19 protein-coding genes and 1 pseudogene are annotated in these 24,946 nt (G+C 62.6%); 10 read left to right on the top strand and 10 right to left on the bottom strand.

The annotated features are described in order from the left end of the window. Positions 1-83: 83 nt before the first annotated feature. Positions 84-1,034 carry a Bug family tripartite tricarboxylate transporter substrate binding protein gene (locus tag B9H00_RS08435; protein WP_086900287.1) on the bottom strand — a complete coding sequence of 317 codons (951 nt, stop codon included), beginning with the start codon at positions 1,032-1,034 and terminating at the stop codon, positions 84-86. Positions 1,035-1,124: 90 nt separating this feature from the next. Beyond that, complete coding sequence (locus B9H00_RS08430; protein WP_086900286.1) at positions 1,125-2,162, bottom strand: 4-hydroxythreonine-4-phosphate dehydrogenase PdxA; 1,038 nt, start codon at positions 2,160-2,162, stop codon at positions 1,125-1,127. Positions 2,163-2,420: 258 nt separating this feature from the next. On the opposite strand from B9H00_RS08430, the gene B9H00_RS08425 reads away from it, so the two are divergent. Further along, positions 2,421-3,095: a GntR family transcriptional regulator gene (locus B9H00_RS08425; protein ID WP_086900285.1), complete on the top strand. Its 675-nt coding sequence runs from the start codon at positions 2,421-2,423 to the stop codon at positions 3,093-3,095. Positions 3,096-3,114: 19 nt separating this feature from the next. Here B9H00_RS08425 and B9H00_RS08420 read toward each other — a convergent pair. From B9H00_RS08420 to B9H00_RS08395, 6 genes and pseudogenes are all read right to left on the bottom strand, one after another. Further along, a pseudogene (locus B9H00_RS08420) lies at positions 3,115-3,846 on the bottom strand (ABC transporter ATP-binding protein); the annotation flags it as partial. 105 nt (positions 3,847-3,951) lie between these two features. After that, the gene (locus B9H00_RS08415; RefSeq protein ID WP_236944413.1) at positions 3,952-4,908 is read right to left on the bottom strand and encodes a FecCD family ABC transporter permease; all 957 of its coding nucleotides are present in this window, start codon (positions 4,906-4,908) and stop codon (positions 3,952-3,954) included. Between the two features lie 83 nt (positions 4,909-4,991). Continuing rightward, positions 4,992-6,047, bottom strand: a complete 1,056-nt coding sequence (locus B9H00_RS08410; protein WP_086900282.1) for an ABC transporter substrate-binding protein — start codon at positions 6,045-6,047, stop codon at positions 4,992-4,994. A 100-nt stretch (positions 6,048-6,147) separates the two neighbouring features. Further along, entirely contained in the window at positions 6,148-7,356 is a 1,209-nt protein-coding gene (locus B9H00_RS08405; RefSeq protein ID WP_086900281.1) for a multidrug effflux MFS transporter, read from the bottom strand. A 134-nt stretch (positions 7,357-7,490) separates the two neighbouring features. Then, on the bottom strand, positions 7,491-8,696 hold the full coding sequence (locus tag B9H00_RS08400; RefSeq protein ID WP_086900280.1) for a pyridoxal phosphate-dependent aminotransferase: 1,206 nt from the start codon (positions 8,694-8,696) through the stop codon (positions 7,491-7,493). An 84-nt stretch (positions 8,697-8,780) separates the two neighbouring features. Continuing rightward, positions 8,781-9,683: a LysR family transcriptional regulator gene (locus B9H00_RS08395; RefSeq protein ID WP_322788243.1), complete on the bottom strand. Its 903-nt coding sequence runs from the start codon at positions 9,681-9,683 to the stop codon at positions 8,781-8,783. A 228-nt stretch (positions 9,684-9,911) separates the two neighbouring features. Between B9H00_RS08395 and B9H00_RS08390 the strand changes: the two genes are divergently transcribed. The 3 genes from B9H00_RS08390 (at position 9,912) to B9H00_RS08380 (ending at position 13,362) form a co-directional block, all read left to right on the top strand. Beyond that, positions 9,912-11,303 carry a GntP family permease gene (locus tag B9H00_RS08390; RefSeq protein ID WP_086900278.1) on the top strand — a complete coding sequence of 464 codons (1,392 nt, stop codon included), beginning with the start codon at positions 9,912-9,914 and terminating at the stop codon, positions 11,301-11,303. Between the two features lie 90 nt (positions 11,304-11,393). Further along, complete coding sequence (locus B9H00_RS08385; RefSeq protein ID WP_086900277.1) at positions 11,394-12,362, top strand: sugar phosphate isomerase/epimerase family protein; 969 nt, start codon at positions 11,394-11,396, stop codon at positions 12,360-12,362. Between the two features lie 49 nt (positions 12,363-12,411). Continuing rightward, entirely contained in the window at positions 12,412-13,362 is a 951-nt protein-coding gene (locus B9H00_RS08380) for a 3-hydroxyacyl-CoA dehydrogenase family protein (protein ID WP_086900276.1), read from the top strand. 144 nt (positions 13,363-13,506) lie between these two features. Here the strand turns inward: B9H00_RS08380 and B9H00_RS08375 are convergent, their stop codons facing one another. Continuing rightward, on the bottom strand, positions 13,507-14,385 hold the full coding sequence (locus B9H00_RS08375) for an IclR family transcriptional regulator (RefSeq protein ID WP_211329599.1): 879 nt from the start codon (positions 14,383-14,385) through the stop codon (positions 13,507-13,509). A gap of 74 nt (positions 14,386-14,459) precedes the next feature. On the opposite strand from B9H00_RS08375, the gene B9H00_RS08370 reads away from it, so the two are divergent. From B9H00_RS08370 to B9H00_RS08360, 3 genes are all read left to right on the top strand, one after another. After that, positions 14,460-15,833, top strand: a complete 1,374-nt coding sequence (locus B9H00_RS08370; protein ID WP_086900274.1) for an NAD(P)/FAD-dependent oxidoreductase — start codon at positions 14,460-14,462, stop codon at positions 15,831-15,833. Positions 15,834-15,901: 68 nt separating this feature from the next. Next, positions 15,902-17,974 (top strand): hydantoinase/oxoprolinase family protein, encoded by a 2,073-nt coding sequence (locus B9H00_RS08365; protein WP_086900273.1) that lies wholly within the window; start codon positions 15,902-15,904, stop codon positions 17,972-17,974. Continuing rightward, positions 17,964-20,003 (top strand): hydantoinase B/oxoprolinase family protein, encoded by a 2,040-nt coding sequence (locus B9H00_RS08360; RefSeq protein ID WP_086900272.1) that lies wholly within the window; start codon positions 17,964-17,966, stop codon positions 20,001-20,003. Before B9H00_RS08365 ends, B9H00_RS08360 begins: the two co-directional genes overlap by 11 nt. A gap of 41 nt (positions 20,004-20,044) precedes the next feature. Here B9H00_RS08360 and B9H00_RS08355 read toward each other — a convergent pair whose 3' ends face one another. After that, on the bottom strand, positions 20,045-20,899 hold the full coding sequence (locus B9H00_RS08355) for a GNAT family N-acetyltransferase (RefSeq protein ID WP_086900271.1): 855 nt from the start codon (positions 20,897-20,899) through the stop codon (positions 20,045-20,047). Between the two features lie 249 nt (positions 20,900-21,148). On the opposite strand from B9H00_RS08355, the gene B9H00_RS08350 reads away from it, so the two are divergent. From B9H00_RS08350 to B9H00_RS08340, 3 genes are all read left to right on the top strand, one after another. Then, complete coding sequence (locus B9H00_RS08350) at positions 21,149-22,624, top strand: aldehyde dehydrogenase family protein (RefSeq protein ID WP_086900270.1); 1,476 nt, start codon at positions 21,149-21,151, stop codon at positions 22,622-22,624. Between the two features lie 84 nt (positions 22,625-22,708). Continuing rightward, the gene (locus tag B9H00_RS08345) at positions 22,709-24,040 is read left to right on the top strand and encodes an NAD(P)/FAD-dependent oxidoreductase (protein ID WP_086900269.1); all 1,332 of its coding nucleotides are present in this window, start codon (positions 22,709-22,711) and stop codon (positions 24,038-24,040) included. A 184-nt stretch (positions 24,041-24,224) separates the two neighbouring features. Next, positions 24,225-24,899, top strand: coding sequence for a haloacid dehalogenase type II (locus tag B9H00_RS08340; protein WP_086900268.1), 675 nt, complete (start codon positions 24,225-24,227; stop codon positions 24,897-24,899). Positions 24,900-24,946 lie beyond the last annotated feature (47 nt).

Here is a 24,946-nt window from a genome sequence, read left to right as displayed (position 1 = left end):
AATGGCCCCGGTCGATGGAGAAGGGCTTTGATCGGTTGTCAGGCACGACCGACGGACCGGTCGTGCCAGCGTCGATCAAAGGGTTATTCGATATAGCCCAGCTCGACAAGTGCGGCATTCATGTTCTTTACCGCCGCATTCATCTGCTCGCCCCAGACCTCGTAATCGGCGACGGAGGTCTCCGGGCTCAGCCCCATGGCCGAGGTCAGGAAATTGCCGAACTGCTCGCCCTGCATGCCTTCCATCAGCGTGGCCCGCAGCTTGTCCACCACTTCGGGCGGGGTGCCTTCGGCCACGGCAAATCCGCGTACGGTGGAATAGTCGGCATCAATCCCCAGGTCGGCTGTGGTTTCCACATCCGGCGCGCTTGCCAGGCGCGTGTCGGCCATGACGATCATCGGACAGATTTTCCCGGCGTCGATCTGCGCGGCGGCTTCTCCGTAATTGAGCACCGCCACATCGACGTTGCCGCCGATCAGGTTGGTTTCGAGATCGCCCCCGCCTTCAAACGGCACGATCTGTGGCTGCTGGATGCCGGCTGCCCTGCCAAACATGAAGGCCGACACGTCATCGATATTGGCCACATGCGTGACGCCGTAGCGCAGTGGCTTATCCTTCTGGGCATCGATAAAGGCCTGTGCATCATCGAATTTGCCACAGGCGGTCATCAGTACCTGCGGATCATTGGTGGCGCGGGCGATCGGGATCAGCCCTTCGGCCGAGGTTGCCCCGTTCTTGGCCTGCTGTACGGCATGCCCGGTGGTCCAGGTCAGCAGCGTGTAGCCATCGCTGGGACGATCGGCGAGATACTTCAGCGAGACAATCCCGGCACCGCCCGGGCGATTGACCACGATCATGTCGGCCCCCATGAGTGGCTCGACGGCACGGACCATGGCGCGTGCGGTCAGGTCCGTGCCGCCACCGGCGCCGGAGTGAGTGACCACTTCGATAGTCTTGCTGGGGAATTCGGCAGCCTGTCCCTGTGCGGACAGACCCAGTGCGACCAGGCCGGCCGCCAGTACGGAAATTTTCATGTGATTCTCCCGATTAGCGTCACTGCGTTTTAACGCGTCGCCTGGTCAGTCACTGTCTCGTCAGGCGGACACGAGGTTTAAATGCCCGGCTCAGGCCGCGGCATGCTGCAGGCGAGCGGCCATCCTTGCTGCCAGCAGCAGGGCCTGACGTGAAGCGCCAATATCGGCGATCCCCTGTCCTGCGATGTCATAAGCGGTGCCATGGGCAGGCGTACAGACCGGGAAGGGGAAACCGCCCAGCATGGTGACGCCACTGTCAAAGCCCATCAGCTTCATCGCGATCTGACCCTGGTCGTGATACATGGTCAGCACCGCGTGATAGCCCTCTCGAGGGGCGCGCAAAAAGACCGTATCGGCCGGGAAGGGGCCCTCGACGGCCCAGCCCCTGTCACGCGCCTTCGCGACCGCCGGCTCAATGATCTCGATCTCTTCCCGACCGAAATTACCGCCATCGCCGGCATGGGGATTAAGGCCTGCCACAGCGATGCGTGGTGTCTCGATACCCGACTGCGTCAGGCACTGCTGGGTCAGGGCGATCTCTTCAAGGATGGAGTTTTCGTTGAGGGAGGCGGCGACCTGCGACAGCGGAATATGTGAGGTCACTCGTGCATTCCAGATGTTGTCCAGAATATTGAATTCACGTGCCTTGCCCTTGAAGCCGATGGCGCGCGCGACAAACCGGATCTCATCGTCGTAGTCAGGATTGGCGTAGCGCATCGCCTGCTTGTTGAACGGCGTAAAGCAGACGGCATCGACGTGACCGTCTCCGGCCAGTGCCAGTGCTTCGTTGAAGTTGCGTGAACAGAACGTCCCGCCTGCCAGCGATGGTACGCCCTGCTCGACCTCATCAAGCGACAGGTGGCCAAGATCCACGAAGGCGACCTGATCCGGTGCGCCAGCCTTCAGTGCCTCAAGGGTGGTGTCGACCAGTTCGGGGGAAAGCCCTGCGGTGCGGGCGCCTTCATCGAACACGCGTCGATCCCCGATGATCACGAGTCTGGCGGCGGCGTTGACCTGCGGGTCGACGGCCAGACGGGCCGTCAGCTCCGGGCTGATACCGGCAGGATCCCCCATGGCCAGGGCAATCAGGGGGCGGTCTGCTGCAGAAGCGGAACTATTGTGGGTCATGTCATCTCTCACCGGTCACGAACAGGAAATGCTGCTTGACGATGAGAGTGCGCCCTAATGCATAATGTATACATTATACGTTGGTCCCAAAATGCACTTCCGGACCCTGGCCATAAGTCCTGGAGTCTCTCCCTTCGAGGCCTGAAATGATGTGTCACATCGCTGCATATGAGGGCAGATTCGGGCGTGATGAACTGCCAGGCTATACAAAAGCCCCGGGCCCCATCGACTCCACCCCGGGCATGAGGACGACATGACATGACAAGGACACAGGACCTTCGGGACACGGCCGGTGCCATTTCCCGGCATTCGCTGCACGATGCGATTACCAATCGCCTGCGCGACATGATTATCGAAGGCGAGCTGGAGCAGGGCGCCCGCATTTATGAAGGTCCGCTGTGCGAGACGCTGGGGGTGTCACGTACGCCGTTGCGCGAGGCGCTGCGCTTTCTGGCCAGCGAAGGGCTGGTCGAGCTGGTGCCGCAGCGGGGCGCTCGGGTACGTCAGTTTTCAGCGCGCGATATTGAAGACATGCTGATTCTGATTCGCTCGCTGGAGGAGCTGGCAGCAAGGCTGGCCTGTGAGCGGGCCACTGATGATGAGGTGGCCGAGGTACGTCAATTGCACGATCAGATGGTCGATTACTATCAGGCGGGCAATCGACTCGACTATTACAAGACCAATCAGCAGATTCACACGGCCATCGTGGCGCTTTCCCACAATGAGCCGTTGATGCAGGTGCATGCCTCCCTGCAGTCAAAGCTCAAGCGCATTCGCTTTATCGGCCACTCGGGCCCCGACAAGTGGGCCGCGGCAGTGGATGAGCATGAGCACATCATGACCGCACTTGAGCAGCGCAACACCGAGGCTCTGGTGGCAGCGCTGGGTGAGCATCTGGGGTACGCCTGGCAGCGGGTCAGGCACATGGTCTGATCGTCGCGGAGGCGGCCGTCTATCGACGGGGCAGATAGTGCACGTGTACACCGCCGTGATGCGGTGAGCGCTCGATCACGGTCTGCACGCCATAGACGTCAAGAATACGCTCTGAAGTGAGGACTGACTCCGGCGTGCCGGCTGCAGCCACACGGCCTTCCTTTAATAGCACCAGCTGATCGCAGAACATGGCGGCGAGGTTGAGATCGTGCAGCGCCATGACACAGGTGACCGGAAGACGCTGGACCAGCGCGAGGATGTCCAGCTGATGCTGGATATCCAGATGGTTGGTGGGCTCGTCCAGCAACAGCTCCTGCGGGCGCTGCGCCAGAGCACGAGCGATGTGGATGCGCTGTCGCTCGCCCCCGGAAAGCGTATGCCAGCTCTGATGGCGTCGTGTACTCATGCCCACCTGCGCAAGGGCCTGCTCGACGGCGGCGCTGTCCTCTTCGCGCCAGCCGCTGAGCATCGAACGCCACGGCGTGCGTCCAAGGCGCACCACATCCAGCACGGTAACGTCGGCATCGGTGGTGGCATTTTGCTCGACCAGCGCCAGACGCCGAGACACGTCCCGCCGGGTCAGCTGCTCGATCGGTGCATCATCAAAGGTAATCCTCCCTTCGCTGGCACGCCGCAGGCCACACAGCAGGCGCAGCAGCGACGACTTGCCCGAACCGTTGGGGCCAAGCAGGCCCACGGTGTCATCCGGTGTGATCGAAAGGCTCACGTCATCGACAATCAGACGGCCAGCCGTGGACCAGCTTACCCCATGGGCCTGTATCGACATCTCATACCTCTCCGGGCAAGTGAGTGGTGCTGGGTAAGCAGGTCTCGGGTAAGCAAGTCTTCACTTCGCTCATAACGGCGGTCTGGCGCGGTAGAGGATCAGGGCAAAGACCGGGGCGCCGACCAGTGCGGTCACCACGCCAATGGGCAGGCTCTGATGCGGCAGGATAACGCGCGATACGATGTCGGCCAGCACCATGAAGATCGCGCCGATCAATAATGAGGCCGGCAGCAGTCGCACGTGGGCCGTGCCAACGATAAAGCGCGCCGCGTGGGGGATCACCAGACCGACAAAGCCGATGGCACCGACCATGCTGACCATGGTGGCAGTCATGAGCGCCGTTACGGCAAACAGGATCAGCCGCACGGCCCCGACCGGAATGCCAAGCGCGGCGGCGGCGTCCTGGCCGAAGGTAAAGGCGTCCAGCGCCCGCGCAAACAGCAGACAGATCACAAAACCCGGCAGCACTACCGCCAGCGCCAGGGTGACCTCCGGCCAGCGAACGCCGCCCAGGTTGCCCAGCAGCCAGAACATGATGCCGCGGACCTGTTCGGCGCTCGCCGAGGTGCTGATCACCCAGGCCGTAAGCGCATTAAATAGCTGTGACCCGGCAACGCCTGCCAGGATGATGCGGTTGGGGCTGGTGGAGGCGCCGCGGGAAAGTGCCAGCACAACCGCAAAGGCCCCCAGTGCGCCGAGAAAGGCGCCCAGTGACAGACCCACCGCGCCGCCACCCACGCCAAGGACCATGATGCAGACCGCTCCGGTGGAGGCGCCGGCCGAGATGCCCAGTACATAGGGCTCGGCCAGCGGATTGCGCAACAGGGCCTGCAGGATCGCACCGCACAGGGCCAGGCCCGCGCCACAGCAGGCTGCCACCAGCGCCCGACTCAGGCGGTACTCACGGATGATGCTTTCATGGATGCGGTCAAGTGGGTACTCACTCACGCCCAGAGCGTTGCCCAGCGCCTTGAAAGTGGTGGCCAGCGGGATATGAATCTCCCCGATCGAGATCGCCAGGGCCATGGACAGCGTCAGTATCCCCAGGCCCAGTACGATCAATCCCAAATGCAGCCCCTGACGATGTCGGGTATGAGCGGGCAGCGGACTCATGGGGTCTCTTTTGGTGCTGACGACTCGGTCAGCCCCATCGCGCTCAAGCCTTCGGCCACGGTTTCAAGCCCCGTCACGGTACGCAGGGTCGGGTTCATGACCTGAGCGTCCAGCACGATAAAGCGGTGATGCTTCACGGCACTCATTTCGCGGGTGACCGGATCGTTTTCGAGAAACGCGATCTTTTGGTTAATGTCATCGGCCGGAAAGTTGCGGCGCGTCATCTCGCCCAGCACGATCACGTCCGGGTCCAGCGCGGCGATGCGCTCCCAGCTGACCGCCGGCCACTCGTCACGACTGTCGATGATATTGCGTGCTCCCAGTGTCTTCATGATATAGCCCGGCGCGCCCAGCGTTCCGGCCACCCAGGCATCGCCCGAAAGCTGGGCACTGGAAAACCACCACACCATGGAAAGGTCCTTCGGTATGCCGGCGGCTTTGGATACGGCGTGCGCCTCTCTCTCGCGCAGCGTCTCGACCAGGGCGTTGCCCCGCTCGGAGACGTCGAAAATGTCGGCAAGCTCCTCGATTTCGCGATACACCAGCGCCATGTCAAACGCCTGCGTGCGGGCACCATCCGCGTTACTGCTGCCGCCATATACCCGTCCGACGCAGTCGGTAGGAGAGATATAGGTCGGCACGCCGAGCGAGGTGAACTGCTCGCGACGGGCGATGCGCCCCTGGGGGCCGACATCGATTTCAAACTGCGCCGCCACCAGGTCGGGCTTCTGGCCCAGCACGCTCTCAAACCCCGGGATAGTGCTGGAAAGGCGCGGGACGCGATCGTTGGCCGCCTTCAACGCCTCCGGCACGTCACTGATCCAGACGGCACTGGCGGCCATGCGATCGGCCAGACCCAGCGACAGCAGGATTTCGGTGGTGTTCTGGCCAATGCTGACCGCCCGTTGTGGCGGGGCATCAATGGTGACCTGCGTGCCGCAGTTGTCCAGCGTGAGCGGATAGTGCCCCCCGGTGTCGGTGGCATGGGCCTGAACAACGGGGGCCATGGCCAGCAGAGCGAGCAGTGCAGGGCGCAGAAGGATAGGGGGCATCAGGGAAGTCCGGTCAACAGGCAGTGGATCAAGCCGTGAACATACCCGACGAACCTCATCGACAAAAGCGAACAGGATTCAGCCGGGCATGCAGCGTCATTCATTCAGAGGTTTGGGCCGCGGCGCGCTCCTGACGCAGCGACAGCCTCAGCATCCAAAGACTCACCGCCGAGCAGGCGGCCATCGCCAGCACCACCGCCGTGACCGAGGGCGGCAGGCGTGAGGAGAGCGCGCTGACAACGCCGGCAATCCCGAACTGGGAGGCGCCCAGCAGGGCCGCCGCCGTGCCGCTGTTGACCCCGAAATACTCGATAAACGAGGCCTGAATGTTGGGTGCAATCGCGCCGACCATGCCGATACTCACCATCATCGCCGGCAAAAAGACATACAGGCCTGCATCGAAGACGCTGGCGATCACCAGCACAACGATCGCTGCGGCCTGAATGCAGGTCGCGCCGCGCAGAATGCGTCGGGAGCCAAAGCGCTCCAGCAGCGAGCGGTTGGTCAGGTTTGCGGCAAGCATGACGATGACATTGGCGCCAAACAGCAGCCCGAAAGTGTGCTCATTGGCGCCAAAGTGGGTCTGATAGATGAAGGAGGCGTGGGTCACAAAGATCATCAGCACCGAAAATGACGCGGCCTGCCAGAACAGAAACGGCAGCGCCTGGCGAGTGGCCAGCACCTGGGCGTAGCGCCTGACGATATTGACCTTCGGCCCCGGTGTCCCCTTGGGGGCCTTGCCGGCCTCCTTGAACGCCACCATTTTCAACAGCGGAATGACCAGCAGGGCGTAAAGCGCCAGGAACAGAAAAATGAACGACCAGCCACCCAGGCTCAGCAACGCCCCACCCACGGTCGGTGCGATCCCCGGCGCGACCACCATGATCAGACCGATCAGGCTGAACAGGCGCGCCGCCTCGACGCCCTGAACGCGATCGCGCACCAGCGCCGGCACCGACACCAGCGTCCAGCCGGCCCCAAAGGCCTGCAGGGCACGAAAGGCCAGCACGCTTTCAAGCTGCTCGCTTTGCCATATCAGAAGGCTGGCCACACTGTAGAGGATCAGCCCTGAAAACATGATCTTCTGGCGTCCGAGCTGATCGGACAGCGGTCCGCCTATGAGCTGGCCGATCGACATGGTGAAGATATAGATCGACACGCTCAGGGAGACATCGCTGATGGACACGCCCAGCGACTCGGCCATGGCAGGAAAGGCGGGCAGATACGCGTCAAGCGAGAAGGGGCCGATGGCGGCCGTCATCGCCAGCACCACGGCCAGCGAAAGATGAGAGGGGAGTCTGGATACCATGAAGCGTGGTCGCCCTGAGTAATCGGTTGGGAAAGAACCCCGCCATTATGGCGAATTGAGAATCACTATCAACCGGGCGCCGGCCGTAAAGGCCGGTGCCCTGCTGTCACGAGGCGCGCCTGGCGTGGTGAGCGTCAGGCGGTCAGCGTGCTGCAGGCCTGAGCAATGCGCTCACACGCCTCGCCGAGGCGTTCGGTGGCGGCGGCAAAGGAGATACGAAACCAGGGCGCCATGCCAAAGGCCGTGCCCGGCACCACGGCCACATTCGCGGTGTCGAGCAGAAAGCGGGCAACGTCGACATCGCGTTCAAGCACCTCGCCCGCCGGCGTCCTGCGATTGATCAGTCCCTGACAGCTGATGAACAGATAGAACGCGCCTTCGGGGGCACGACACGATAACCCATCAATGGCATTGAGGGCCGCCATGCACATGTCACGACGCTGGCGAAAGATCTCGAGATGCTCCACCAGAAAGTCGCGGGGGCCGTTGAGCGCTTCTACCGCGGCGGCCTGGGAGATGGCGCTGGGGTTGGTGGTCATCTGTCCCTGCAGCTTCGCCATGGCACGAATCAGGTCCTTCGGACCGCCGCCGAAGCCGATGCGCCAGCCGGTCATGGCATAGCCCTTGGAGACGCCGTTGACGGTCAAAACGCGCTCAAAAAGCTCGGGCACCACCGCAGCAAGCGTGGTGAATGCCCAGCCGTCGTAGGCCAGGTATTCATAGATGTCATCGCTGATCACGAATACCTGCGGATAACGCTTCAGGACCTCGCCCAGAGCCGCGAGCTCTTCGCGATGATAGCCGGCGCCGGTCGGATTGGCGGGCGAATTGAGCATCAGGCACTTTGTTTTCGGGGTGATGGCGGCCTCGAGCTGCTCGGCCGTGAGCTTGAACCCCTGCGACACGTCACACTCGAGGCAGACCGGCGTGCCGCCGGCAAGGCGTACCATATCCGGATAGGAGACCCAGTAGGGGGCCGGGATGATCACTTCGTCTTCCGGATCGATCAGGGCGAACAGGGCGTTGAAAATGACCTGCTTGCCGCCGGTACCGACCGAGATCTGATCGGTGGCGTAGTGCAGCGCGTTGTCGCGCTCGAACTTGGCCACGATCGCCTGCTTGAGCTCCAGAGTGCCATCGACATCGGTATAGCGGGTCTGGCCCTCATCAATGGCGCGCTTGCCGGCATGGGCGATGTGGGGCGGTGTATCAAAATCGGGCTCGCCCTGGGACAGGGAGATGATATCAAGCCCCTCACGGCGCATCTCGGCGGCGCGGCGCGAGATTTCGATGGTGGCCGAGGGGGCTATCGTATCCATACGGCGGGCAAGCGTGGTCATGATCAATCTTCCGGTCAGCAGGGGAGAGCCCCTCAGAGTAACGACTTTGATCGTCAGCGGCCACGCGCTCGCCGCTCTGGGGCGCTAGATGGGCGAAGGCTGGCGAATCAGCTGACGCAAGAGGCGCATCATGGCGGCAACCCCCGGCGGCAGCTGCTGGCGACGCAGGCTGACAAGTCCATAGGGCTGCACGCTCAGACGCGTGGACGACGAGATGATGCGAAAGCGCTGCGGGTCGCATAGCAGCTCTGCCACGCCTCGGGTGGCCACCGTCAGAAACGAGGAGGCATTGACCAGGGCCAGCGAGGTGGTCAGATCCGAGGTGTCGACGATCCAGTGGGGCGGCTCGAGCCCGCGATGACGCAGCAGGTCATCGACGCGCTGACGCATCAGGGTACCGGGCGGTTGTAGTGCCCAGGGATAGTCGACCATGGCCGACAGCGCCGGTACCGGCTGCTCGGCCAGCGGATGTGATCGGCTGCAGATGAAACAGATCTCTTCCTCGCCGATCTCCTCGAACACGAAGTGCTCGCCGGAAAAGCCGGCCGGAATCCGAGAGATCACAAAATTGTAATGACCGTCCATCAAACCCGAGATTAACGCGCGACTGACATCGACATTGACATTGATGCGAAGGTTGGGTCGTTCGCTGTGCATCTGCTCGATGGCGCGGGTCAGGAGCGCCACGGCCGGCTCCATGACCGTGCCGACCCGGACCAGCCCGGCATGGCCGGCGCGGATGGCGTTGAACTCCTCGCCGGCGCGCTCGAGCTCGTCGATGATGGTTCGGGCACGACGAATCATCAGCTCGCCGTAGAGGTTGGGGGAGAGCCCGCGGCCGTGGCGTTCGAATAGCGCCGTGCCCAGTCGCTCCTCCAGCTCGATCAGAAGCCTCGAAGCCGCCGGCTGGCTGATGCCCAGCATTTCGGCGCTGCGGTGCAGATTGCCCTGCTCGCCAAGGGCCACGAACAGCTGCAGATGACGCAACTTTAGTCTTGACCTGAAAAACCAGTCTTCCGGCAGAGTCCCCATGAGGCGTGGCTCGTTATCAAATTGATATCAAAATGGTCATCAATATGCGGCATGACCGGCATTGGTAGGGTATTGCCCGGAAAAGATATCGTCTGCGGTATTGGACTTACAGCCATGTAAGGCATTTTGCGACCAATGGCGTATCAAGGCGCTTGAACGTCATGGCCTGATCCGGAGTCGGTTATGCCCAGTGCCACCGAAGCTGCGTTATCCACACCCCTTTTGCTCATGATTTCGGCGGTGGCCATCGCCATTTTGCTGCTGCTGATCATTCGTGTGCGTCTCCATCCCTTTTTTGCGCTGGTCATGGTCAGCATTGGTACGGCGCTGGCCACCGGCATCGGCGTCAGTGATCTGATCTCGACCCTGACCGGCGGCTTTGGCAAGACCCTGGGCAATGTGGCCCTTCTGATTGGCTTTGGTGCCGTACTCGGACGAATCGTGGCCGTGTCCGGTGGGGCAAGAGTGCTCTCCGATACCCTGATCCGCCTGTGCGGGCGCGAACGGGCACCGCTCGGACTTTCGATCGCGGCACTGCTGTTCTGCTTCCCGATCTTTCTCGATGCCGCCTATGTGGTGATGCTGCCGATCATCTTTGCCGTCGCTCGTGAGCTCAAGGGGTCGCTTCTGCTCTACGGTCTGCCGGTGGCCGGTTCGGCGCTGGTCATGCATGCCCTGATGCCGCCCCATCCGGGGCCGGTGGCCGCTGCGGTCTTTCTGCATGCCGACATTGGTCTGGTGCTGTTTGTCGGTCTGCTGGTCGGCCTGCCCACCTGGTATGTCATGGGGTATCGGCTCGCCCTTTGGCTGTCCAACCGAACGCCGTTTCAGTCAGTGCCCGACGTCATGGGCGGTGAGGAAGACGACGGTGCGCCACCGCCCGCCTTTGGCACCGTGCTGCTGGTGCTGCTGCTGCCGCTGGTACTGATCTTCATGAACACCGGCATCTCGACGCTGATCTCGGCCGGCACCCTGCCGGAGGGCAATGCGCTGCTGGACAGCTTCATTGTCATTGGCGAAACCCCGATTGCGCTTCTGATCAGTACCTGTGTGGCCATGTGGCTTTTGATCTTTCGCCGCGGGCTCACGTCACCGATGGATGCCATCAACGACATCATCGAGCGTGCGCTGGCACCGGTGTGCACCATCATTCTGATCACCGGCGCCGGCGGCATGTTCGGTGGGGTGCTGACCGCCAGCGGGATCGGTAATGCGCTGGCGGCCAGTCTGGATGCGATCGGCATGCCGTTGATTCTGGCCGGTTATCTCATCGCCTCGGTCATTCGCGTCGCTCAGGGATCGGCCACCGTGGCCGGTACCACCGCCGCCGGCATTATGGCGCCTGCTGTACTGGCCCAGCCGGAGCTGGCCGGCATGCCGGTGGCCTGTATCACCACGGCGATCGTGGCCGGTGCCATTGGCTACTCTCACGTCAACGACTCGGGCTTCTGGCTGGTTGGTCGGTTTCTGCAGGTCGAGACCCGCACCATGTTGCGGACCTGGACGGTGATGTCGACCGGCATTTCCCTGATGGCCTTTGCGCTGGTCTGGGTGTTGTTCGCCCTGATCACCTAGGACGTCATGCTTTATCCACGGGCCCGCGCCAAAAAGACCGCCGGGTCCTGATACACACCCCTTGCAAGCCCCTTAAAAGGAGATGTTTTCATGCCTTATACCGCTGACAACTGGCCGATTACGGCCGCCACGCTGCCCTTTCCGGGCGTCGATGCTCAGGGGCGCAGCGTCAACGAGGCCGATGCCTCTCACTGGCGCGGTGTCTTTGATGAGATTCGTGGGGCAGGCTTTACCAATGTCGATCTCTTCGATAACTGGATCAAGCCAGGCGATTTGTCGACCCAGCGTCTTGATGAGCTGGTGCGAACTGCCAAAGAGGCCGGTGTGGGTCTGCCGGCCATTTCGGCCGTGCGCCGCAGCGTCATTGACGCCGAGCATGGCGAGGAAAATCTGGCCTATACCCACCGCACGCTGGAAGCCGCGGCCGCCATGGGCGCTCGCGTGGTCTCGGTAGGCCTGCACCAGGCGCTGACGCCCGAGCAGCAACGACAGCTGTGGTTCTGGACGGTCGAGGGCTACAAGTCACCGGAAGGCGATCGGGACATGTGGAACCTGACGGTCAAGCGTCTTCAGGAGCTGGGCCGGCACGCCGAGGAGCTTGGCCTTCTGGTATCGCTTGAGATGTATGAGGACACCTATATCGGCACGGCCGACTCCACCGTGGCGCTGGTCAAGGACATCGGCCTGGACAACGTTGGTATCAACCCGGACGTGGGCAACCTGGTGCGCCTGCATCGCCCGATCGAGTCCTGGCTCGAGATCATGGAAAAGACCCTGCCTTACGCCAACTACTGGCATGTGAAGAACTACATGCGCGATGAGGATGTGTCGCGTGATCACTATGTGGCCATGCCCACCTCGCTGGAGCTCGGACTGATCAACTATCGCAAGTCGATCGAGATTGCGATCGCCAACGGCTATCAGGGCATGATCTGCACCGAGCACTACGGCGGCGATGGCCTGAGCGTGTCCAGCACCAATCAGCAGTATCTGCGCGAGAAGATTCTGCCCCGCACGTCGGACTATGCCCTTGGCAAAAGCCGGGTTCGTCAGGGCTGAGAGCCATGACCGCGGTATGAGACACCATGTCTATAGGGAGTAAAGGTTCATGACACGCAAGATTGCCATTGTCGGCTCGGGATATATGGGCGGCGGTATCGCTCAGGTCATGGCGCTGGCCGGTGCCGAGGTTCTGATCAGCGATGTCTCGCTCGAGGTGACCCAGGCCAACCGCGAGCGTCTGATCGAGGAAACCCGTAAATTCGTCGCCGACGGCCTGTTTCCGAGTGACGCCGTCGAGCGCATCGAACGTCAGGTGAAGGTCGCCGAGTCGATCGAGGATGCGGTGCGCGATGCCGATTTCATCGAAGAGGCCGTGCCCGAGAAGATCGATATCAAGCACGATATCTTCAAGCGCGTCAGCGCAGCAGCGCGTCCGGATGCGATCATCGCCACCAATACCTCGACCATCTCGATCGCCAAACTGTCCGAAGCGGTCACCCACCCGGAGCGTTTTCTGGGGGTACACTTCTCCAATCCGTCACCGTTCGTGCCGGGTGTCGAGATCATCCCGCATGAAGGCACCGACCCGGAGGTCGTCGAGCGTGCCTGCGCGATTGTGCACGAAACCGGCAAGGAAACGGCCACGGTCAAGGACGTGACCGGCTTTGTGCTCAACCGCCTGCAGTACGCCCTGTTTCACGAGGCCACCCAGCTGCTGGAAGAGGGCGTGGCCAGCCCCGAGGACATCGATACGCTGGTACGCACGACGTTCGGCTTCCGTCTGCCGTTTTTCGGTCCGTTTGCGATTGCCGACATGGCCGGGCTCGATGTCTACAACTTCTGCTATCAGTCGTTGCAGACCGACTTCCCCGAGCGCTTCGCCACGCCCGAGGTACTGAGTTCGCTGATCGATCAGGGCAAGCTGGGGACCAAGAGCGGCGGCGGGTTCACCGACGTACCGGCCGAGCGCATTCCGGATCTGATTGCCTGGCGTAACCGCGCCTATGTGAAGCTCTCGGAGCTGATGAAAGAGCTCGGGCCACCGCCGATGAAGTAATCCGGCTGATGGTGCCTTCCCAAAGCGCCCGCTCGAGACATCGAGCGGGCGCTTTTTTATATCGATAGATTCAAGCAACAGATTCAAACGATTCGTCGTGGTTGAAACCGCCGTCGAGGGCCGGGGGCTTCCCTGCCGGTCGCCTCAGATGGGATCAAAGGGTTGCTGCATGCTGATCCGGTGAGCCGCCTCGGCCACCTGCCGGCCCCACTGCGCCAGCTTCTCGGGCTGGTAGCGCGATTGCGGCATGGAGATACAAACGCTGCCTACCGGACGCCTTTCGGCATCCAGAATGGCGGCGCCGATGGCACAGATGGCCGGTCGGTAGTGCGACAGGTTCAGCGAATAGCCTCGCTCACGCACGGCCCTGAGCTCCTCGCGCAGCCTGTCGGCCCGGGTAATGGTGTGCTCGGTGAAGCCGGGCAGGCCGCGGGCAATGATGGCCTCGATTTCCGACGGCTCGAGCCATGCCATGATGGCCATGCCGTTGGCAGTGGCGTGAAAGGGCGCGGCATCCCCCAGCGGGCTGAAGGTGCGCACATTCTGATCGCAGTCTGCGCGGTCGATCAGAACCACGTTATTAATGCCGTCGGGAATCGACAGATGGACGGTCTCGTTGGTGGCGTCGCGAAGTGCTCGCATGGGTTCGCGAGCGGCCGCGTAGAGCCTCCCACCGTTGAGCTCGGGTGGGCGGACGCCCAGAACGCGCGAGCCGATCTCCCAGCGGGTCATGTCCCCCCGGCGCTGGCGCAGCCAGCCCGCCTCATGAAAGGTCAACAGCACGCGCTGTACGGTCGATTTGGGCAGCGCCAGCCGTTTGGCCAGTTCGCCCACGCTGACCGGCTGGTGCTCGGCGACCGCTTCCAGTATTTCCAGGCTTTTCAAAAGGCTCTTCATTGGCGGCTCACGTCCCGAAACAGGAGCACAGTGTATCGGCTTGTCGTTCGTTCGTCCCATCCCCGCCTTGAGACGCAAAAGCAGTTGCCAGTTGTGAAAGACCGGTGTAGCGTTTATATATGGCATGGCGTTCCACATTGTGGCATGGTCCGGGGCGTCTTCTTCATTTGCTGTTCAGATGCGGTATTCGGGAGCAGAAGATGGCATCAAGGCACTCCTTTCTGGCCGATGACTTTCGCGAGACGCCCTATTGGTGGGAGGCATGGCAACCCCATGACCATGACCCAATGGATGTTTCACGTGAAACACATACGGCCATTGTCGGGGCAGGCTACGCCGGATTGTGCTGTGCGCTTGAACTGGCACGCAGCGGAGAAATGGTCACCGTCCTTGAGGCGGGGCTGCCCGGATGCGGTGCCAGCACGCTAAGCGGTGGTCAGGTGACGGGAGGCGTCAATATCGGCAAGCGCATGAAGGCCGGATCAACCCACGACCCGGTACGCCTTGAGTCGCGCCTGAAGGAAGCCGCCGCCAGCTATCGATTTCTTGAAACCCTGATCAACAGGGAAGGCATCAAATGTGATTACCGTCGTGCGGGACGCCTGGCACCAGCCTGGACCATGGAGCATTTGAGAAAGTGGCAGGGCCGTGTCGAACTGCTCAATGCCTTCACGGATTCCGATGTTGTCATCCTGTCGCGCGAGGCGCTCAGAGAAGAGCTGGCCACCGACGCTTACGTGGGCGGCGCGCTGATTCGAGGGGCCGGGCAGCTGCATCCGGCAAAATATTATGCCGGGCTGCTGGCGGCCGCACTGGCGGCCGGTGTCCGAGTGTGCAGCCAGGCGCCGGTCACCGACATCACGCGGGAGGGCGCGCATTATCAAGTGACCACCGCGCGCGGTTGCCTGAACGCGGCACGCATCATTATCGCGACCAACGGCTATACCGGAGCGCTGTCACCCGCGCTGCGCCGTGGCATCGTGCCGGTGGTCTCTCACCAGATTGCGACCCGGGTCCTGCCCGAATCGCTGCAGCGCGACCTGATCCCCCGGGGGCGCAGCGTGGCCGATAGCGGCCGTGTCACCACCTACTATCGCTACTCTCCGGACGGCCAGCGCTTCCTGTTTGGCGGGCGAGCACGCTTTTATCCCCTTGATCGGCGCCAGAGTGCCCGCGTGCTACATCAGCAGATGGTGGCGCGCTTTCCCCGGTTGCGTGATGTTCCGGTCAGCCACAGCTGGGGCGGACGTGTGGCCGTCACGCTTGATGCCCTGCCACATATCGGTCAGACGGCATCCGAGTGCTACTACGCGCTGGGCTGCAACGGCAGCGGGATCACTACGATGAGCTGGCTGGGCCATCGGCTGGCGCGTCATCTCATCGAGGATGAGCCGCTCGAGCGTAGTGCCTTTGGCACCCCCTTGCCCGGTCATCCGCTCTATCACGGCCGACCGTGGTTCATGCCGGTGCTGGGCAGCTACTACCAGTGGCGCGATCGGCGTGATCGCCAGCGTGAGCGCCGCAGGCACAATGCGCTGCCGTCGACCCCGGCTCGCGGGCCTCATGACGCCTGAAAGCAATGTTCGCCACGACAAAATGTTCGCCACAACAACAAGCACACGAAAGCAGGAGTATGCCGCCCATGGGCCTTCGTATTGGAGTGGATATCGGTGGATCGTTCACGGATTTCGCCGTGCTCGACGACGAGACCGGTACGCTTGAAAGTCTCAAGGTCTTTTCCCGACCCGACAGCCCCGGCAGTGAGGTCATCAGCGGGATGCAGATGCTGTCGCAGCGCTACGGGATCGATCCGGCCGAGGTGGTGCATTTCACCCACGGCACCACCGTTGGCGTCAATGCGGTGGTTCAGCGACGCGGCATTCGCCTGGGGCTGATCACCAATCGCCACTTTGAGGACGTGCTCAATCTCGCCCGTCTCAAGACCCCGGACATGTATCACCTGATGTCGGTGCGTCCGGCACCCCTGATTGATCGACACTGTACCTTTGGCATTGACGGACGTATCAACGCTCAGGGCGAGGAAATCGCTCCCCTCGATGAAGACAGCATTACTGCGGCCATTCGAGGGCTTGAGCGGACCGGCTGTGAGGGCGTGGTGATTTCGCTTTTGCACGCCTACCGCAATTCGGCTCATGAGCATCGTGTTCGCGAACGGATCGAGGCGGCGATGCCGGGATTTTTTGTCTCCTGTGCCAGCGACGTCTGGCCGACCATTCGTGAATATGAGCGCACGATGACGGCCGTGATAGGCGGCTATGTGCAGCCTCGGGTGTCCCACTATCTGGGGGCGCTTCAAAAGGCCCTGATCGAGACCGGGGTGACGGCGCCCCTGCAGGTGACCAAATCCAACGGCGGCATCATGAGCGCCGAGCGCGGCAAGACCGACTGTGTGCAGATGATCCTGTCCGGTACGGCCTCCGGGGTCATTGGGGCTGCCTGGATGGCGGGACTGTGCGGTATCGACAATGTCATGAGTCTGGACATTGGCGGCACCACGGCAGATGTTGCCCTGATCGTGGATGGGGAACCGCGCTACGCGACCGGTGAATATATCGGCGATTACCAGATCCATATTCCATCGGTATCGGTGACTTCGATCGGTGACGGCGGCGGTTCGATTGCCAGCGTCGATTCGCTGGGTGTGCTCAAGGTAGGGCCCGAAAGCGCCGGCTCGACCCCCGGACCGGTATGCTACGGGCGTGGCGGGAGCGATCCCACCATTACCGACGCCTTTGCCGTCATGGGCATCCTGGGGCAGTCGCCACTGGGATATGACACCGTCAGGCCCGACGTCGAGGCCGCCCGTCGGGCGATCGCGCCGCTGGCTGAATCGTTGGGGCAGGCGGTAGAGGCTACGGCCGAGGCCATCGTCAATGTCGCCATCTCGGGCATGTATGCCGGCATCAGTCGCCTGGTCTCGCGCTTTGGCATAGACCCACGTCAATTCTCTCTGATGCCCTTTGGCGGGGCCGGGCCGATGCTGGCCTGCTATCTGGCACGCACCCTTCACATGCCAACCATCGTGGTGCCCACGACCCCCGGCGTGCTCAGTGCGCTGGGCGGTCTGATCGCGGACACCCGCAACGACTTCGTACGCATCACCTGGTATGACCTGACGCCGGCGACGCTGGACCGGCTGGAACAGGATCGGGCCGCACTGGAGCGTGAGGCACGCGACTGGATTCGGGAGGAGGCCGGTGACACCGCCGAACCCCGGCTGACGCTCTCGGCCGAGATGCGCTACAAGGGGCAGTCCTTCGAGATCGAAACGTCGCTGGCGGCCTCGGATGTTCGGCAGGGGCATCTGGCGGCGCTGCGCGGGGCCTTCCATCGAGAGCACGAGCGTCTTTATCACTATCGCGACGAGCACGCCGACATCCAGGTGGTGTCGCTGCGTCTGATTGCAACCGTACCCACGCCACAGCCCGTGTTGAAAGCCATCGACACTGCCCGGGAAGCGGCCCGCCCCTGCGATCATGTTCATGCCTGGATGGATGGGTCCCATCGGCGTGTGGCGCTGTATCGCCGCGCCGATCTGCGCGCCGGCCACCGCTTCGATGGCCCTGCCATCGTGGCGCAGGACGACACGACCACCAGTGTTTTACCCGGATTTTCGGTTCGCGTGGACGACCGGGGAAACCTGCATCTGATCAATATCGCCGCCACCAATGGGGAGAACCGCAATGGCCTTTAATAACGCTGTGGTGCAGATATTTGCCAACTACTGTGTGGCGGCGGCCGAAAGCATGGCCTACACCCTGGTGCGGACGGCGCACTCGACCTTCATCAAGGAAACCGAGGACTTTTCCTGTGCGCTGATCACGCCTGAAGGGCTGGCCTTTGCCTCGCCCCGTACGCTGGGCGCCACCTGGTATATCGGTCTCGACTACGGGCCGGTGCTCTCGATGATCGAGGACTATCGTCCCGGCGATATCGCCATGACCAACGATGCCTACAGCGGCCATGTGGCCACGCATACGCCCGACATCGTGATGTGGAAGCCGGTGTTTTACCAGGGCGTACTGATCTGCTTTGTTGGCGGACACATTCACAATACCGACATGGGTGGCGCTGTTCCGGCATCGCTGTCGCGTACTCTGACCGAGATCGAGCAGGAGGGTATCCGCTTTCCGCCGGTCAAAATCGTACGGGAAGGCGTCCTTGATGAATCGCTGATCGATATCATGGCGGCCAACGTGCGAGCGCCGGCACAGAACCGCGGCGATCTCATGGCGCAGATTGCGATGCTGCACAATGGCGAAAAGCGCGTACTGGAAATCATCGAACGCTTTGGTCCGGACGACTTCGGAGTCGGCATGGAGACCCTGCTGGATCATGCCGAGCAGCAGGCGCGACAGGTGATCGCCACCATTCCTGACGGCGACTATTTCTTCGCCGAATATGCCGACGAGGACAGCGTGGCGGGCAAGCCGATGCGGCTGGCGCTCAATCTGCAGATTCGTGGTGAAGAGGCCGTTCTTGACTATACCGGCAGTGACCCGCAGCTGGCCTCATCGCTCAACATGCCCACCGGCGGCATGGTGCGCCACGCGCTGGCACTGGTGGGATATCACTACGTGCTCTACACCCTGCGAGATGACATTTTGCTCAATGCCGGGCTCGATCGACCGGTGCGCTGCGTGCTGCCCGAAGGCAGCGTGGTCAATGCCGTGGCGCCGGCGGCCGTGGGCATGCGCAGCCTGACCTGCAAGCTGACTCACGTGCTGACCTTCGGCGCCTTTTCGCGTGCCATTCCTGATCGGCTGCCGGCCTGTGCGGCGGCAGGCCTTGCGATCATGAGCGTCAAGACCATGGACAGCGAAGGACGCATGCTGATGGCCTCTCTGGGCCCTGTTGGGGGGGGCGCCGGTGGCATGCCCATGGGCGACGGTAGCGACGGGTCCGGCGCCAACGTGGCCTTTTTGCGCAATACGCCGGTAGAGATCAACGAGGCCGAAGTGCCCATTTTGATGCGACGCTACTGCCTGGTACCGGATACCGGCGGTCCCGGCCGCCATCGCGGCGGGCTGGGGCTTTGCATGGAGTTTCAGGTCTTCTCGCCTGGCACCATGGTGACCGCGCGCAATCGCGATCGTACGAATTTCGCTTCCTGGGGCCTTCAGGGCGGGCAGGCCGGTGCCACGGCGAAATTCACGCGCAATCCGGACACCCCCGAGGCCGAGGCGCTTGGCAACAGCGATATCGTGCATTGTCGTCCTGGCGACGTCATTCGGCTGGAAGGCTGCGGTGCCGGTGGCTATGGCGATCCGCTGGCGCGCGAGCCGGAGCGGGTGCTCAAGGATGTCCTGTGCGGTCATGTTTCACCCGGACGGGCGCGCAGCGACTATGGCGTCGTGATCACTGAAAACCGGGTGGCGGTGGAGGAGACACACACGCTAAGGCAGACACTGCGCGAGCAGACTTCCTCAATGCCGGAACCGGATGCGCCCTTCGCCTATGGGGCCTACAGGGAGACATTCGAGGCCCGCTGGACGCGCGAGCGTTATGCGGCACTGACGGAGATTCTGGCGGGGTTGCCGGTAGCATGGCGCTTTTTCATCAAGCATCAGATCTTTGATGCGCTGGAGGCGCGCTATGCCATTGGCGAGGTTGAAGAGGGGGCCGCGATCATTCACGAGTTGTTCGATGAGCTTTTGATACGTTATCCAACCCTGTCGCCACGTCAGCATGAGGCACAGGTGCTGGATTCATGGGCTGGCTGAGCGTTATCCGGGCCGGAGAGTCGCTCTCCGGCCCCCCTTGATTACCCCATCGCCTGATTGATCAGACCAAAGCGGGGCAGGACGCTGTCATCCACCGCCGGGCCGCGACGCATGCGCACGACGCGATCCACACAGGCAAGCCCCGATTCGGTCAACAGGCTGTCCTCCTGCGGATCGACCAGATCCAGTCGTACGAAGGCGTCCTGGGCATGGGACAGCAGCGTAGCCATCAGTGCTCGGGCCTGCTCCGGTGATTCGGCCATGACCGGGCCGATGTGCTCGCCGCGTCCGTAAGGGCGGCGCAGAGCCAGACCCACCAGCTGGCCGTCGCGTTCGATCACGACGCCCTGCGTGGCCTGACGCACGGCCTCGGCATGGACGGCGTTGTCGGGCGACAGCGCCATGACGGCCTCAATATCCTGCTCGGTCATCGCACGCAGACCCTCAACCGTTTCCGGCGTCTCCGGAGCGTTTGTCACCACCCCCTGATACTGATGGACGGTGCTGAACGGGGTGAACCCCAGCTTTTGATACAGCGGGGCGCCGGCCACGGTGGCGACCAGCAATTGGGTACGATCCTCGGCCAATGCCATCAGGCGGGTCATCATGACGCGTCCCAGCCCCTTGCCCTGCCAGGCGTCATCGATGATCACCAGCCCAAGCGTGGCGGTACGATTTTGCGGCAGGCAAAAGCCGGTGCCGATCAGCGTTCCGTCCGGGGAGTCGATGGCGACGCCGTGACCCACCTTGAGCATGGTGGCCCAGTCCTCCATACGATGTGGCCAGCCCAGTCGCTGCGACAGCCCATGCGCCTGGGCCAGATCATTATCATGCAGAGGGTGCCAGCAGAGTTCCCGTGAGGTATCGGCCGGGCATTGTGATGAGGATGAAGACATGACAGCAGGCTCCCATGAGAGTATCGAATAGCGTGGCGCTTACTGTCGCATGCGCCCCGGGTGCGTGCCACGCCCGGATGGCGGCCGTCATGTAATTCGGCAGATATGACCGAATCGATAGGCCCTGGGCGCAGCAACTGCGTCGAGTGCAGTCACACTCGGCACCCCGTGCCGGGGGATTGGCCGTAGCATGAAGGGAGACGCCCCGGTGTTTTGAAAACGCCCCTTCATCACTCGAGAGAGCCCGCCATGCCAAGCTTTGATCCTGCCCGTATCACGATTCCCTGCGCTCATTTTCTGCACGGCCGTCAGGTGCGAGGCCATGCGGGGTTGGCCGTCAAGCGCCCGGCCGATGGGCAGGCCTATGCCGAACTGCCGCTGGCGGATGCCGCCCGGGTCGATGAGGCCGTGACCAGTGCGCGACAGGCCTTCCTTCACGCAGACTGGGCGCGCCGTGCCCCGCGCGAGCGTGCGCGCATCCTGCGTCGCTGGGCGGATCTGATCGAGGCCGACATCGACTATCTGGCCGCGCTCGAGGCGCTGGGGTCGACCCGGCCAATCGACCAGGCGCGTGCCTGGGATGTGCCCTATACCGCTGAAGGCATCCGGTTTTTTGCCGAGTTTGCCGACAAGCACGGCGGCGAGGTGGCCGCGACCGCTCACGACAGTCTGGGCATGCAGATTGCCGAACCACTCGGTGTGGTAGGGGCCATCGCGCCCTGGAACTTTCCACTCAGCATGACCTGCTGGAAGGTGGCGCCTGCGCTGGCGGCCGGCAATACCGTGGTGCTCAAACCCTCCGAGATGACGCCCTTTACGGCGGTGCGACTGGCCGAGCTTGCCATCGAGGCCGGCATGCCGCCGGGCGTGTTCAACGTGATTCAGGGCGATGGTGCCACCACCGGTGATGCCCTGTGTCGTCATCCGGATGTGGCCAAGGTCACCTTTACCGGCTCCACCGTGACCGGACGCCATATCATGGCGGCCTGCGCCGAGACCGGCCCCAAGCCGGTAACGCTGGAGCTGGGTGGCAAGAGCCCACAGGTGGTGTTTGGCGACATTCCCGATATCGAACGCACTGCAGCAACGCTTGCCGGTGCGATCACCGGCAATGCCGGTCAGGTCTGCGTGGCGGGCTCGCGCCTTCTGATCGAGCGCTCGCTGCTCGAGCCCATGATCGAACGCTTGAGCAACCATTTCGAGACGCTGGCGCCGGGGCTGACCTGGCAGGCGGGCTCACGCTTTTCGCCCATCATCTCCGAGACTCAGGCCGGGCGCATCGAGTCGGTTGTGGCGCGTGCGCTTGATGCCGGTGCCGAGCTGATCGAAGGCGGTTCGCGCTTTGAAACGGTACTGGGGGGCTGCTTCTATCGCCCCACGATCCTCAGGGTGGATAACAGTGATAATCCGGCAGTGAAAGAAGAGATCTTCGGCCCGGTGCTGAGCGTGCAGGCGTTCGACAGCGAGGAGGAGGCGCTCATCCTGGCCGAGCACGAGGTATATGGACTGGCCGCCGGGGTACACACGGCCGACATCGGTCGAGCACTACGTGCGGTACGCCGGCTCAGTGCCGGCACCGTATGGGTCAACCGCTATGGACGCAGCAATGACTATATCCTGCCGACCGGCGGCTACAAGCGCTCCGGCATCGGCCGCGATCTGGGCCGGGCGGCCTTTGAGGCCAATCTGCATCACAAGAGCGTGCTGATCGACCTGAACACCTGAAGGTCCAGTGGATGTCGCTCGATCTGTAGCGAATAAAGGCTTCGACAGTATGATGACCAACAACAAGAGAAGAGGTTTTCAAACATGTTTGTCAATGTAGATCCTGTCCACGATAGCGCCGAATTTCCCGAGCAGGTCGATGTGGTCGTGATCGGTGGCGGCATTCTGGGCACCTGTGCCGCTCATGAGCTGGCCGGTCGCGGCGTGTCGGTGGCGCTGCTGGAAAAGGGGCTGATCGGCTGTGAGCAGTCCAGTCGCAACTGGGGCTGGGTGCGCCAGCAAAACCGTGATCTGTATGAGCTGCCGCTGGCCATGCACAGCCTGAGCCGGTGGGACGCCCTGTCCGGTGAGGTCGGCAGTGACGTGGGCTTTCGCCGTAGCGGCATCGTCTATACCACTGACAATCAGGCGAGCCTGGACAAGTGGGAGACATGGGGCAACAAGGCGCGCGAGCTGGGCTTTACCTGCCACATGATGACGGCCAGTGAGGCCCATGAGCGAGCTCCGGGCACCACCTCTCGCTGGCTGGGCGGCGTCTGGTCGCCGACCGACGGTCGCGCCGAACCCGCCATGGCCTGTCCGGCGATCGCCCGGGGGGCACAGGCAAGAGGGGCTTATGTACATCAGAACTGCGCCGTGCGCGGGCTGGACCTTACTGGCGGGCGTGTGAGTGGCGTGTGGACCGAGCGGGGCCTGATCCGCACATCGAGCGTCATCTGCGCGGGCGGCGCCTGGAGTTCGCGCTTTTGTCGGCGTCATGGCATAGAGCTGCCCTCGGCCAACATCATGGGCACCACGATTCAGACCACGCCAGCGCCCGAGGTCACCCCGGGCTGTCTGACCACGCCGAAAATTGCCCTGCGGCGTCGGCTGGATGGCAGCTACACGCTGGCCATGCCGGGGCTGGGCCGGCTTGAGGTCAGCCCGCAGAGCATGCGCTACGCGATCAAATTCTACGGGGCCTATCGCAGCAAGCTGGCCAAGAAGCTGCAGATCCGCATCGGTCGCTCCTTCTTTCGCGGGCCGGAAGCCGCCGGGCGCTGGGAGTTCGATCAGGTCTCGCCGTTTGAGGAGCAGCGCATTCTGGACCCCATGCCGGACATGGCGCTGGCCCGGGCGACGCTGGCCGGGCTGCATGCCGAATATCCGTCTCTCAAGAACGTGCATCTGGCCAGGGCCTGGGCCGGCATGATCGATACCACGCCGGATCTGGTGCCGGTCATCTCCCCGGTTGATGCGATTCCCGGGTTTACGGTGGCAGCCGGCTGCAGCGGTCATGGTTTCGGTATCGGGCCGGCAGCCGGGCAACTGGCGGCAGATCTTGCCACCAGCGCGACGCCTCGGGTCGACTCGGCCCCCTATCATCTCGACCGTTTTGCCCGGGGCAGTCGCATTCGTCAGCCCGAGATGATGTAGCTCGTCTGCCGCAGGCTGTGCTGTGCGATCCCTGAAAAAGGGCGTTTTGTACCGGTAGCGCCCGGGCTTTCAGCGTCCTGCGATGGTCGAGAAGTGCTGTAATGATCTTCCGGCCTCCTGCAAGGAGGCCAACGTCCACAACAATCTTCGCCGTCAACGGCACGACAACACAGGACGACACACCATGAGCGACATCATGCGCCCGAAGTACATCACCTTTGACTGCTACGGCACGCTGACCAATTTCCAGATGGGCACCATGACCCGGGAGATCTTCGCCGATCGCATTCCCGAGTCCGATCGCATGGACGCCTTTGTCACCTCCTTCGGCGCCTATCGCTTTGACGAGGTTCTCGGTCCCTGGAAGCCCTACTCGGAGGTGCTGTGTACGGCGCTTGAGCGCACCTGCAAGCGCTGGGGTGTGGAGTATCGCGACAATGAAGGCCTGCAGTACTTTGAAGCGGTGCCGACCTGGGGGCCGCACCCGGACGTGATCGAGGGGCTATCAAAAATTGCGGACAGGATTCCGCTGGTGATCTACTCCAACGCCGATGACAGCCAGATCATGGACAACGTCAAGAAGCTGGAAGTGCCGTTTCACAAGGTCTTCACGGCGGATACCTTCAAGGTCTACAAGCCGCGTCTGGAAGCCTTTGAGGCGATGATTGATACTCTGGGCTGTCGTCCCGATGAGCTGTTGCATGTCTCCTCGAGCTTTCGCTACGACCTGATGTCGGCACACTTCATGGGCATCAAGAACAAGGCGTTTGTGGCGCGCAACCATGAAGGCTTCTGTCAGGGCTACGGCGCGACCGAAATTGCCGATATCCGTGGTCTGCCGGCGCTGGTCGGTCTCTGAGCCGGTCGGTCTTCAGATTGTCCCTGCGACCCCTTTCGGGAGAGCGT

Source organism: Kushneria marisflavi (assembly GCF_002157205.1).
Lineage (GTDB): Bacteria > Pseudomonadota > Gammaproteobacteria > Pseudomonadales > Halomonadaceae > Kushneria > Kushneria marisflavi.
The sequence above is the reverse complement of the archived record's forward strand: the minus strand, read 5'-3'. Positions and strand labels throughout refer to the sequence as shown.

What these genes read in the sequence shown, in the direction of transcription:
- B9H00_RS08435 (WP_086900287.1), bottom strand. Translation starts at nt 1,034, where the DNA reads ATGAAAATTTCCGTACTGGCGGCCGGCCTGGTCGCACTGGGTCTGTCC.
- B9H00_RS08430 (WP_086900286.1), bottom strand. Translation starts at nt 2,162, where the DNA reads ATGACCCACAATAGTTCCGCTTCTGCAGCAGACCGCCCCCTGATTGCC.
- B9H00_RS08425 (WP_086900285.1), top strand. Translation starts at nt 2,421, where the DNA reads ATGACAAGGACACAGGACCTTCGGGACACGGCCGGTGCCATTTCCCGG.
- B9H00_RS08415 (WP_236944413.1), bottom strand. Translation starts at nt 4,908, where the DNA reads ATGGCCCTGGCGATCTCGATCGGGGAGATTCATATCCCGCTGGCCACC.
- B9H00_RS08410 (WP_086900282.1), bottom strand. Translation starts at nt 6,047, where the DNA reads ATGCCCCCTATCCTTCTGCGCCCTGCACTGCTCGCTCTGCTGGCCATG.
- B9H00_RS08405 (WP_086900281.1), bottom strand. Translation starts at nt 7,356, where the DNA reads ATGGTATCCAGACTCCCCTCTCATCTTTCGCTGGCCGTGGTGCTGGCG.
- B9H00_RS08400 (WP_086900280.1), bottom strand. Translation starts at nt 8,696, where the DNA reads ATGACCACGCTTGCCCGCCGTATGGATACGATAGCCCCCTCGGCCACC.
- B9H00_RS08390 (WP_086900278.1), top strand. Translation starts at nt 9,912, where the DNA reads ATGCCCAGTGCCACCGAAGCTGCGTTATCCACACCCCTTTTGCTCATG.
- B9H00_RS08385 (WP_086900277.1), top strand. Translation starts at nt 11,394, where the DNA reads ATGCCTTATACCGCTGACAACTGGCCGATTACGGCCGCCACGCTGCCC.
- B9H00_RS08380 (WP_086900276.1), top strand. Translation starts at nt 12,412, where the DNA reads ATGACACGCAAGATTGCCATTGTCGGCTCGGGATATATGGGCGGCGGT.
- B9H00_RS08375 (WP_211329599.1), bottom strand. Translation starts at nt 14,385, where the DNA reads ATGCCATATATAAACGCTACACCGGTCTTTCACAACTGGCAACTGCTT.
- B9H00_RS08370 (WP_086900274.1), top strand. Translation starts at nt 14,460, where the DNA reads ATGGCATCAAGGCACTCCTTTCTGGCCGATGACTTTCGCGAGACGCCC.
- B9H00_RS08365 (WP_086900273.1), top strand. Translation starts at nt 15,902, where the DNA reads ATGGGCCTTCGTATTGGAGTGGATATCGGTGGATCGTTCACGGATTTC.
- B9H00_RS08360 (WP_086900272.1), top strand. Translation starts at nt 17,964, where the DNA reads ATGGCCTTTAATAACGCTGTGGTGCAGATATTTGCCAACTACTGTGTG.
- B9H00_RS08355 (WP_086900271.1), bottom strand. Translation starts at nt 20,899, where the DNA reads ATGTCTTCATCCTCATCACAATGCCCGGCCGATACCTCACGGGAACTC.
- B9H00_RS08350 (WP_086900270.1), top strand. Translation starts at nt 21,149, where the DNA reads ATGCCAAGCTTTGATCCTGCCCGTATCACGATTCCCTGCGCTCATTTT.
- B9H00_RS08345 (WP_086900269.1), top strand. Translation starts at nt 22,709, where the DNA reads ATGTTTGTCAATGTAGATCCTGTCCACGATAGCGCCGAATTTCCCGAG.
- B9H00_RS08340 (WP_086900268.1), top strand. Translation starts at nt 24,225, where the DNA reads ATGAGCGACATCATGCGCCCGAAGTACATCACCTTTGACTGCTACGGC.